This is a genomic window from Paenarthrobacter sp. Z7-10, from assembly GCF_026932795.1.
Classification (GTDB): Bacteria; Actinomycetota; Actinomycetes; order Actinomycetales; family Micrococcaceae; genus Arthrobacter_M.
In genome coordinates, this window is record NZ_JADPVH010000014.1 from 60,660 (window position 1) to 71,959 (window position 11,300).

Genomic DNA, 11,300 nt, shown 5'->3' on the forward strand with positions numbered 1-11,300 from the left:
CTCGGGTATTCTTGATCCGGCAGACCGGGGCCTTTTGGGCTGCCTTCCAAGAGCACAGGAGAGTTTGTGAACGCTGATCTCGTCGTCGTCGGTTCGGGTTTTTTTGGCCTGACCATCGCGGAACGCGCCGCCAAAGAGCTGGGGCTGAAGGTGGCCGTGCTGGACCGCCGTCATCACATTGGCGGCAACGCTTACAGCGAGAATGAGGCTCAGACCGGCATCGAGGTGCACCGGTATGGCGCCCACCTCTTCCATACCTCCAATGAGCGGGTCTGGGAGTACGTCAACCGCTTCACGCAGTTCACCAACTATCAGCACAAGGTCTACACCAGTCACAACGGTGAGGTTTACCAAATGCCGATCAACCTCGGCACCATCAACCAGTTCTTCCGGGCCTCCATGGGCCCCGCGGAGGCCCGTACGCTGATCCAGGAGCAGGCCGGTGAGCTGGCCGGCACGGACCCGCAGAACCTGAACGACAAGGGCATCCAGCTCATTGGCCGGCCGCTTTACGAGGCCTTCATCAAGCACTACACCGGCAAGCAGTGGCAGACGGATCCCAAGGACCTGCCGGCGGAAATCATTTCCCGGCTGCCTGTTCGCTACAACTATGACAACCGGTACTTCAATGACACTCACGAGGGCCTGCCGGTGGACGGCTATACGGCGTGGATCGAGCGGATGGCGGACCACCCCAACATCGAGGTCTTCCTTAATACGGACTTTTTCGACGACGGCGAGTATGGCCGCTCAGCGGTGTCCGGCCAAGTGCCGGTGATCTACACCGGCGCCGTGGACCGTTACTTCGACTATGCCGAGGGCGACCTGTCCTGGCGCACCATTGACCTGGAACAGGAGGTTCTGCCGATCGAGGACTTCCAGGGCTGCGCCGTGATGAACTATCCGGACGATTCAGTTCCGTACACCCGGATTCACGAATTCCGGCACTTCCATCCGGAGCGGGAGTACACGAAGGATGCCACAGTCATCATGCGTGAGTTCTCCCGGTTCGCCGAGCAGGGCGACGAACCCTACTACCCGGTGAACACCGCCGATGACCGCGCCAAGCTGCTGGCTTACCGGGATCTGGCGAAGGATGAAAAGTCGGTCCTCTTCGGTGGCCGTTTGGGGACTTACAAATATTTGGATATGCACATGGCCATTGGTTCGGCTCTGAACATGTTCGAGAACAAGATCAAGCCGCATTTTACCGGCGGAGCCCAGCTGGAAAGCGGAGGAGTGGACGCATGAGCACAGCGACGAAGTCCGAGGACGCCGTGACATCCGAAACAACAGGGAGCTGGCGCACGCTGCAGCGGGTCATTCTTCCAAGTCAGAGCCAGATGGATACGGTTCCGCTGTACCTGGATACGGGAAGTGCAACAGGCGTTCAGCTCTCCACCGGAGGCAGCGAATCCTCGGAGCCGCGTCCTGAGGCGGTCAACAGCGTGAATCCTGAAGTGCATGTAGAGGACTTCCTCTCTCGGCGCTCCACTTCCATTCGAGCGGGGGAGCGCGTCTCCTTTGGAACGTATTTCAATGCCTTTCCGGCCAGCTACTGGCGGCGCTGGACGTCGGTTGAGAACGTCCGGCTGTCCGTGCGCACCACCGGCTCGGGAACGGTCATTGTTTACAAGTCCAATGCGCGCGGATCGCTGCAGCGTGTTGACACCCAACGGGTGCAAGGTTCGACGACGTCGGTCTTCGACCTGACCCTGAAGCCGTTCGGTGACGGCGGCTGGTACTGGTTTGACCTGCTGGCCGGATCGAACGGGCTGGTGCTCAATCAGGCTCAGTGGCAAAGCGAGGGCGAGGATCCGGGCCTGGGTTCGGTCACGCTTGAAATCACCACGCTGAATAAGACTGATTTCTGCCTCAACAACCTGCAGATCCTGGCGGACCATCCCGAAGCCTTGGCCAACATCGCCGAAATTCTGCTGGTGGATCAGGGCACCGAGAAGGTTTCGGATGCAGACGGATTCGCGGAGGTTGAGGCGTCTCTGGGGGGCAAGCTGCGCATCATTGAGCAGGCCAACCTCGGTGGTTCGGGCGGATTCTCCCGGGGTATGTACGAAGCCGTGGAGAACGGCAGCGACTATGCCCTGCTGCTGGACGACGACGTCGTCGTCGAACCCGAAAGCATCGTTCGGCTGCTGACGTTCGCGGACCTGTGCAAGACACCGACGATCGTCGGCGGTCATATGTTCGATTTGTACAACCGCACCGTGCTGCACACTTTCGGCGAAGTGGTGAATCCCTACCGCTTCCAGCCGTCGTTGCCATCTGAGGACATGATCCTCGGCCACGATTTCAGCCGCTCGAATCTGCGCCAGACGGGGTGGCTGCACCGGCGCTGCGACGTGGACTACAACGGCTGGTGGATGTGCCTTATCCCGACCAAGATCATCCGCGAGATTGGCCTGTCGCTGCCCATCTTCATTAAGTGGGATGACGCCGAGTACGGTCTGCGCGCCAAGGAAAACGGATATCCCACCGTGTCGATGCCCGGTGCCGCCGTCTGGCACGTGTCCTGGATCGACAAGGATGATCTGGTTGGCTGGCAGGCTTACTTCCATGCGCGGAACCGGATTATCGCGGCTCTGGTTCACAGCCCCTATGAACATGGCGGCCGGGTGGTGCGGGAATCCAACTACTACGACATTAAGCATCTGTTTTCGATGCAGTACGCGACGGTCCAAGGCCGGAATATGGCGCTCAAAGACCTGCTGCGTGGTCCGGAGCACCTGCATGAACTGCTGCCGACGAAGCTCCCGCAGATCCGGGCGATGATGAAGCGTTACCCTGACTCGGTGATTGCGACAGATCCGGACGCCTACCCATCGCCGAAAATGGATAAACCGCCGCGGCACGGCCATGGTGTGCGCCAGCCGTCCAAACTCAGTCTCCTGCCCTGGGCCGCGAAGACCATGGCGCGCCAGCTGCTGAAGTCGGTCCCGTCGTCGTCCCTGGAACGGCCGCAGGCCAACGTTGCCCATCAGGACAACCGGTGGTGGCGCATGTCGCAGTACGACAGTGCTGTCGTCTCGAATGCGGAGGGGACCGGATCCTCGTGGTACCAGCGCGATCCAAAACAACTGCGCGAGATGCTGACCGAAAGCGCCAGGCTGCACGCATTGCTGCTGAAGGACTGGCCGAAGCTGAGTGCACGGTACAAGGCCGCGCTTCCCGAGATCACCTCCTTCGAGGCATGGAAGAAAACTTTCGAGGCCGGCACGGAGAACACGAAACCATGAGTACCGGTGCGCCGGCGCTGATCCGGCCGGGGCTCGGCGGCGGACTTGGAGACGTGGTTCGGGCGCGGTTCCTGCTCAAGCTGCTGGTGCGCAAGGAACTGAAGGTCAGGTACCGGGGATCGGTACTGGGACTGCTCTGGTCCTATGTGAAACCCGGCGTGCAGTTCGTGGTGTTTTACGTGGCCTTGGGCGTGTTCCTGGGCCTGGAGCAGAGCCCCACCAATAAGGGCGGCCTGCCGAACTACGCCGTGTACCTGTTTTCCGGGATTGTGCTGATCAACTTCTTTACCGAGTCGCTGGGGAATGCGGCGCGCTCGATCGTCGGCAACGGCGGGCTGATCAAGAAGATTTACCTGCCACGCGAACTGTTTCCGGTGGCGTCCGTCTGGGTTTCAGCCGTACATTTTTTCCCGCAGCTGGTCATTCTGGTCTTGGCCTGCTTCCTGACCGGCTGGCACCCGACCCTCCTGCAGTTGGCGTCCGCCGGTGCGGGATTTGTTATTGTCGCGCTGCTGGCCACCGGGCTTGGACTCCTCTTCGGCGCGGCCAACGTGTATTTCCGCGACTCGGAAAACTTCGTCGACATGTTGCTGATGATTGCCACCTGGGCCTCACCGGTGATGTATTCCTTCACGATGGTTCAGGAAAAGCTGGGGAACGCCTGGTACACGCTCTACCAGGTAAATCCCCTCACCGTGGGCGTGGAGGCTTTCCACTTTGCGTTTTGGCTTCCGACGACTGATGGATCCGCCGGGATTCCGCCGCATCTGCTCAGCTTCTGGATTCCGATCGCCTTGCTGGTCTCGATCGCCGTCCTGGTCCTGGGGCAGCTGACGTTCCGCCGTCTGGAGGGTCGCTTTGCTCAGGAGCTCTAACATGCCCACAGCGATTGAGGTCACAAACGTCAATAAGCAGTTCGTCCTGCGACACACCCGCTCCATTAAAGAAGCGTTTATCTGGTTGATCAAGGGCCGCAAGGGTGACCTGTCGGAAAAGTTCCACGCCCTCCGGGATGTCTGCCTGGAGGTGCGCCAGGGCGAAACCGTTGCCCTGCTCGGTTTCAACGGCTCCGGCAAGTCGACGCTGCTCAAGCATATTTCCGGGGTGATGCTGCCGGACAGTGGGTCCGTGCGCACCCGCGGTCGCGTGGCGGGCCTGATCGAGGTGGGTGCCGGATTCCATCAGGATTTGTCCGGCAGGGAAAACGTCTATCTCAACGGCGCCATCCTGGGGATGACGGAAGCGCAGATCAACAACCGCTTTGCTTCCATTGTGGACTTTGCGGAGATCGGTCACTTCATCGATACCGAGGTCAAGTTCTACTCCTCCGGGATGTATCTCCGGCTGGCTTTCGCGGTGGCCGTCCACACCGACCCGGACGTTTTTCTGGTGGACGAAATCCTTGCCGTGGGGGACGAGCCGTTCCAAAAGAAGTGCATCCTGAAGATCAAGGAATTGGCGGCGGCGGGCAAGACACTGGTGGTGGTCAGCCATGATCTCGATGTGGTTGCGAAGATCTGTGAACGTGGGGTACTCCTGGACCACGGAAGCGTGACCTTCGACGGCAGCATTGACGACGCCGTCGCGAGACTGCGCAGCGCCGCCGTTTAGCCGATGCCCACCGCTTTGGCGTCGGGTCCGGGCCATGGGCGGCGGCGCGATATTCAGGGACTCCGGACCCTCGCCGTCGGCATGGTGATCGGTTACCACCTCTTCCCCTCCACTGTGCCCGGCGGATTCGTTGGAGTCGATGTATTTTTCGTGATCTCAGGATTCCTGATCGTTGGATCCTTGGTGCGCGAAGTGACCAGCAGCCACCGAATTAACCTCGCGGCCTTCTATGCCCGCCGGATCCGCCGGCTTCTGCCGGCGGCCACACTGGTTCTGCTGGCCACGATGGCCGGCACAGTCCTGCTGCTGCCGCAGGGACGCTGGCAGGGGATCTGCCGCGACCTGATCATGTCCGCGCTGCAGATGCAGAACTGGAATCAGGCGTTCAGTTCTAACAGCTACGCCGCGGCGACCGAGCTGGTATCGCCGTTCCAGCACTACTGGTCCTTGGCTGTTGAGGAGCAGTTCTACATCGTCATTCCCTTGCTGCTGTTGGGAGCGGCGGCCTGCCGGCGGATCCTTCAATTGCGGCGGGACCAATTGTGCCTGTGGCTGCTGATTCTCCTCAGCGCGGCGTCGCTGTGGCATTCGACTGTTTTTTCGGCCAGCAGCCACGACATCGCGTACTTTGCCACCAGCACGAGGATCTGGGAGCTGGGAGCTGGCGGGATTGCGGCCCTGCTTCTCCCGCGTCTGAAGGTCCGCTGTGTGCTGGGTGTGTTCTGTGCGGGATGGCTCGGACTGGCTCTCATTCTGGCATCAGGAGTCACGTATTCCACTCAAATGGCATTTCCGGGATACGTGGCGGTGGTGCCGGTGCTCGGGGCCGTGCTTATTCTGTGGTCCGGGTCGGTCTCACGGACCGGGACGGGGAGCGGCGCGGGGACCGGGACGGGGTGGGTGTTCCTATCCGACGTGCTCAGTGTTCGGCCTGTGGCGTACCTGGGGGATATTTCCTACTCCCTTTACCTGTGGCACTGGCCGCTGATTGTGTTTTACGTGTTCCGGAGCGGGAAGGCGCCGAGACTCGTCGAAGGCGCCGTCCTTGTGGCGGTCAGTATCGGCCTTGCCATTCTGTCCTACCGGTTCGTGGAGCAACGTTTCCGGTATGGCAAGGTTCTGCAACAATCCCGCGGTCGCCGGTCTCTGCCAGTGGTGCACTCGGGACGGGCCTACCTGCTCGCTGCAACCCTGGTCGCAAGCTCCCTGCTGGTTGCCGCCGGGCCCTGGGTGCTCGTCCAGGCGAAAGCCGATCAGCTGGGCGCCGAAGCGGACAGCGCGAACTATCCTGGCGCGCTTGCCTTTGGGCTAAGGGACCCGGCGGCGGTGCCGCCAGGATTGCCGGTCAAACCTGATCCAGGCGTGGCCGGCAAGGATCGGCCGATGACGCAGCGGGATAAATGCAACGTTTACGATCCCGCAGTGATGGGGGAGGGCCAGTGCTACTACGGTGACCTCGCCGCGGATAAAACCGCCGTCCTGATTGGCGACTCGCATGCCGGCCAATACCTGGATCCACTGGCCGCGATAGGCCGCGCCACCGGCTGGAAGATTCACGCCATGGTGCGCAACGGGTGCCCGTTCTCTGCAGTGCCACCGGCATCGGCTACAACCGTCTACACGAACTGTTCCAAACAGAACGAGGACTCTCTCCGCCGGATCCTGCAGGAGCGACCGGGGATGGTCGTGGTTTCGGGAATGACAGCGTACGGCTATGAGCAGGCGCTGCATTGGAGTTGGAAGCACGAACGAAACCTGGTGGACGGGTATGTGTCAATGCTGCGGCCCCTGGTGGCCGCTGGAATCAAGGTCGAGGTGATCCTCGACCTGCCGTATCCTCCCTTTTCGGTGCCGGACTGCGTCGCGATGAAGGGAACAGGATCGCAGCAATGCGCCGTCGCACCGGCCCAGCGTCCTCCGGACGCTCTGCAGCAGGCCGCGGATAAGGTTCCCGGAGTTAAAACCGTGGACTTTTGGAATTACTTCTGTCACGACGTTGCCTGTCCAGCAGTGATCGGGAACGTGCTGGTGTATCGGGACAACCACATGACCAATACGTTCGCTGAGACTCTTGCGCGTCCGCTTGAGGCCGCCTTGGACTGGTAGATCGGACGCGGCTTGCGCGGCTGGTGCTGCCCGGCGGCCTAGCCGCAGGCTGTCACGCGATACAGTCGAGCCTCGCCCTGCGAATCAATAAGCTGGAACCCCTGCGCTGTCGAAAGATTGGTCAGTCCGGGGAACGGATGGTGGCCTTTATTGACCTCCTGCTCGCCAAAGTCCAGCACATACATGCTGTTCAGCTTCCGAACGGCAGGGCAGACCGCTGGGTCGGTGCTGGCCTGGTTCAATTTCCTGGCGATGATTGCTTCGGGCGCGGATTCAGAGGAGCCGATTGCCGGAAGCATCGCCTGTCGATTGGCCAAGGCATAGACGAGTGCGGTCCCGGTGGCAGGATTGCCGATGACGACGGCGCCGGGCGGGACGTCTTTGTCGGCTCGGGACAGCAATGTCTCCTCATCCGAGGTCAGCAGCGGGGACCGGGGGGACAGCCGGTAGGGGCCTGCGGCTTGGCTCTGGGCCATACCCACCGACGCCCCCTGCACAAGGATGGCCAGCAACAGGGCGGCTGCTGCGTCGAGGATGATACGGCCGGAAGGCCGAAGTGCGGTAACTGCGGCAGCTCGGCGTCGATTCACAGCCGCCTGCAGTTTGTCCAGCAGCCAGGCACCTCCGGCGGCGGCCAGCGGCAGGGCCAGAACGGGCAGCAGCGCGGCCAAGCGGTTGCCGTCGTTGTACCAGACTCCGCCGAGGAAGGAACGCCAGGCTCCCTTCGGGAAGCTGGTCACGGCAATGTAGAACAGGCAGCAGAGCGCAAAAGCACCCAGCATCCAACCGGACTTCCTGCGGGCCAACAGGACCGCGATGCCGATGACGGTGAGCACGAAAATCGCCCATGGTACGGGGCGGCCTTCCGGGGCACTCGTCACAGCTTCCCCCAGGGCCTGGGCAACGCTCTGCGTTGGCGGCCAAAAGGATGCCTTGGCGGTTGGCCGGATCTTGTTCCACAGCACGACGACGACGCTGAGGTATACCACGACGAGCACGACAGCCGGTATGTATCTGATTGCCGAGGAACCGGCCCGGTGAATGACAGCTATCCGGCGGCAGAGCCAGCTGATGGCCAAAGGAATCGACAGGGCCAGCAGAGCCATCAGAACGCTTGGATGGGCGAGGGCAACGCCGGGGGAGATGACGGCCAGCAGGATCAACGCCGTCAGAGCTCCGGACCGTGGAAGGACAGAAAGCCCCAAAATGTCGGCTACCAGAGCCAACGATGTTGGCAGCAGGGCTATCGCGAGCAGATTGGGGAACAAAACCCCGAAATCGATCATGAGATAGGGAAATGAACTGAAGCCGGCGGCTAAGGCACCGGTCAGCAGCAGGGTCGTCGGCCGGCACCCAATAATTCGGCTGGTCAGATACATCGCACCGATGGGCCAGACCAGGGCTGCCATCACGATGTTCGAGATGTTGACTCCCACAGGAATCGGGATGGACGTGGCCTGCACCACGAGCGCGACCAGGTCGTGCCATGCTCCCGGATAGAAGGAGGCACCCCCCGCCGCATCGAGGCTGCCCAGAGTTAGGGACGAGCCGTGGCCGGTGTCCAATATGAACCGAACGGCATTGAGATGGAAGACGTTGTCGTAAGTTTGGGAAAGTGCGTCCGGTGAACCGAAAATATGGGCAAACCGGATCAGGATAATTCCCGCCGGGATTGCCAATCCCACCAGGAAACTGAGCGTCATATAGTACGACGGCCATTCCCATCGGGGAAGCCATGGCTGGGTCCTCCCGCGCCCGCCAGCCGCCGTTGAACCGTGTCCAGGGCGGCGCAGCCAAAGGATTCGGAGAACTGCGGCCACGGTGCTGGTGCCGAGCGTCAAGACGGTCAGCGCAGCGATCGACCATCGCACGTGCACCAATTGAGCCGCAATGGCGCCCACCGAAACGAGGGAAACGGTAAGAGGTGCCGCAGTCGCCGCCCAGGCCAGCCCCCGTGCGCCGCAGGCCCTGGCCAAAATCGCCCCGGGCACAAAGATGACCATAACGCTGACTATGAGAGCGGGGGCCGTTTGTGACCACGTCATAAATTCTCGACCTCTTGTGCGATTCCCATGTTGACTCAGGATACTAGAGAGTCCTGGAGCCAAATGCAGGCCATGCCGTCGCTCTCGGGTGACCGTCGTCCTATGGGATACTTGTCGGGTGAGTCGAACCTGGATTGTCATACCGATGTACAACGAGGCTTCCGTTGTCGGTTCGGTCATCGAAGGATTGCTGCCGGTTTTTCCGCACATTGTCTGCGTGGACGATGGCAGCTCGGACGGTTCCCAAGGAGTAGCCCGACGGGCCGGCGCCGTCGTCGTCCAGCATCCCATTAATTTGGGCCAAGGTGCAGGCCTCCAGACGGGCATTGAATATGCTCTGCAGGACCCCGAGCTTGAGTGCATTGTGACCTTCGACGCCGACGGACAGCACCGAGTGGAGGATGCCCAGGCCATGGCGGCACGGGTGCTTTCCGGTGAAGCAGAGATAGTCCTCGGATCCCGGTTCCTGGACCACCGGACCAAACTGTCTCCTGCCAAACGTCTGGTGCTCAGGACGGCTGCCGCACAGTCGCGCCTCGCCACGGGCATGGCGCTGACGGATGCTCATAATGGGCTCCGGGCGTTTAACGCCGAGCTGGCCGGGAAGATCCAACTGACGCAGAACAGAATGGCCCACGCCTCGGAGCTTGTGCATCAGCTGGCGCGAATCAAGCCGGTTTGGGTGGAGCACCCGGTGGAGATCATTTATACGGACTATTCAAAATCGAAGGGCCAGTCCCTGCTGAATGCCGTCAACATCCTGGCAGAACTCTTCTTTAGGTAAAACGTGCTAATAGTTATCCAGATTCTCCTTGTCATTGCTGTCATACTCATCTCGCTCGTGCTGATGCGTGGCGGTTCGAACGCCCGGCATCTGGCCGTCCGCCGCATTATGCTGATGGTCTTCGCTGTAGCTGCCGCCCTGTCGATCTTTTTTCCCGAATCACTGACCAGGGTCGCGAGAGCTTTCGGCGTGGGCCGCGGCACCGACCTCGTCCTTTATGCGCTTATCGTCTCGTTCCTCGTTTTCATGTCAACGACTTACCAGCGCTTCCGCCACACGGAAATTTCGCTGACAAAGCTGTCCCGGCGGATCGCCCTCGACGAATCTCCGCGCCCCTGGTCCGAGGAGCTGCCGGCGGACGAGAGCCGGAAAGAACCGGAGCGAAATAACCTCTAGATGAGTGAGTCCGGTTTGGAAGGCGTGCCGCGTGGGCGCTTTTAATCGAAGGCGGAGGGTGTTAAACCCTGTTTGTGAAGACAGAACTAAACACCCTCCTGACCACACTTTACGTCTATTTGGATGACCATGTCCTGCCGGGGTTGGGATGGTCCCACACCCGGATCCGCGGCAGGAAACCAGCCCTGAGCGACGCGGAGCCGTTGTGACCGCACTAGCCCGCGACATCCCCTCCTGGAACGAGGACCTACGATTACTCGACTCCACCCCGGTCCCCTGCGGCCAATCCAGGGAAACCGTCAAACGCTCCGATCTCTGCGGCCACGCAGGCTACGGTTACTGCGCCTCCCACTCCCGCTACTTCTGGGGATTCAGGCTCTACCTCATCAGCACCCCCGAAGGAATGCCAGTAATCTGGGGACTCGCGAACCCCAAAATCGGCGAACGGGAAGTCACCCAAGCCCTCCTTGAACACGACCACCACCTCATCCACGAAGGACAAGTCATCCTCGGCGACAAAGGCTTCGCCGGCCGTGACTTCGAAGCATTCATCACCAAAGACCTCGGTGCCACCCTGATCCGAGCCGACCGCAAAGATGAACAACTCCGCTTCGGCAACTTCGGCGGCATCCGCCAATTGATCGAATCCTTCTTCGACACCCTCAAAGGCCAACTCACCCTCGAACAACACGGCGGATGCACCCTCACCGGCGTCTACGCACGCGTCGCTGTCGGCATCTGGCACAACCGGCGCATCAACGAACCCCGCAAACGCTCACTCATCGCCTACGACGACTAAAACAAAACGGACTCAATCATCTAGGCACGCCATGCAAGCAGGGGCTGCGGGTGGCTGGTGCACATCCTCCAGCGGATTACGCGCGCGCGCCGGTGGCCCCGTACCCTGGGGCAGGCCGGGGCCGTGACGTCGCTTCGGTAACCTGCCCTTGGATCTTCCCTAGATGAGTAATTCCAAGGGGTCGTCTCGGCGCGGCGTGGTGTTTTTGTAGGCAAAGGTGCCCAGAATCGGCGGTATCAAACCCAAACGCCGAACTTGGAGGCCCGCGTGGACGCCGATCTGGACACCCTTGCTACTGCATTGTA

At 61.1% G+C, this 11,300-nt stretch carries 8 protein-coding genes and 1 pseudogene; 8 read left to right on the plus strand and 1 reads right to left on the minus strand.

Going from position 1 to position 11,300, the window contains the following annotated elements:
• Positions 1 to 66: 66 nt before the first annotated feature.
• The 5 genes from glf to IV498_RS06355 are packed head-to-tail and all read left to right on the plus strand — an operon-like array spanning position 67 to position 6,971.
• Positions 67 to 1,251 (plus strand): UDP-galactopyranose mutase, encoded by a 1,185-nt coding sequence (glf, locus tag IV498_RS06335; RefSeq protein WP_269045722.1) that lies wholly within the window; start codon positions 67 to 69, stop codon positions 1,249 to 1,251.
• Entirely contained in the window at positions 1,248 to 3,254 is a 2,007-nt protein-coding gene (locus IV498_RS06340; protein ID WP_269045723.1) for a glycosyltransferase, read from the plus strand. Before glf ends, IV498_RS06340 begins: the two co-directional genes overlap by 4 nt.
• Positions 3,251 to 4,129: an ABC transporter permease gene (locus IV498_RS06345; RefSeq protein WP_269045724.1), complete on the plus strand. Its 879-nt coding sequence runs from the start codon at positions 3,251 to 3,253 to the stop codon at positions 4,127 to 4,129. Before IV498_RS06340 ends, IV498_RS06345 begins: the two co-directional genes overlap by 4 nt.
• 1 nt (position 4,130) lies before the next feature.
• A complete protein-coding gene (locus IV498_RS06350; protein ID WP_269045725.1) occupies positions 4,131 to 4,865 on the plus strand; it encodes an ABC transporter ATP-binding protein in 735 nt (244 codons plus the stop codon).
• Between the two features lie 3 nt (positions 4,866 to 4,868).
• Complete coding sequence (locus IV498_RS06355; RefSeq protein WP_269045726.1) at positions 4,869 to 6,971, plus strand: acyltransferase family protein; 2,103 nt, start codon at positions 4,869 to 4,871, stop codon at positions 6,969 to 6,971.
• Between the two features lie 38 nt (positions 6,972 to 7,009).
• On the opposite strand, the gene IV498_RS06360 is transcribed toward IV498_RS06355, so the two are convergent.
• Entirely contained in the window at positions 7,010 to 9,016 is a 2,007-nt protein-coding gene (locus IV498_RS06360; protein ID WP_269045727.1) for a DUF6541 family protein, read from the minus strand.
• A gap of 118 nt (positions 9,017 to 9,134) precedes the next feature.
• Here IV498_RS06360 and IV498_RS06365 point away from each other — a divergent pair, with 118 nt between their 5' ends.
• From IV498_RS06365 to IV498_RS06375, 3 genes and pseudogenes are all read left to right on the plus strand, one after another.
• A complete protein-coding gene (locus IV498_RS06365) occupies positions 9,135 to 9,800 on the plus strand; it encodes a glycosyltransferase family 2 protein (protein ID WP_269045728.1) in 666 nt (221 codons plus the stop codon).
• A 3-nt stretch (positions 9,801 to 9,803) separates the two neighbouring features.
• Positions 9,804 to 10,196 (plus strand): DUF2304 domain-containing protein, encoded by a 393-nt coding sequence (locus tag IV498_RS06370; RefSeq protein WP_269045729.1) that lies wholly within the window; start codon positions 9,804 to 9,806, stop codon positions 10,194 to 10,196.
• Positions 10,197 to 10,270: 74 nt separating this feature from the next.
• Positions 10,271 to 10,995, plus strand: a pseudogene (locus tag IV498_RS06375) (IS982 family transposase).
• Positions 10,996 to 11,300 lie beyond the last annotated feature (305 nt).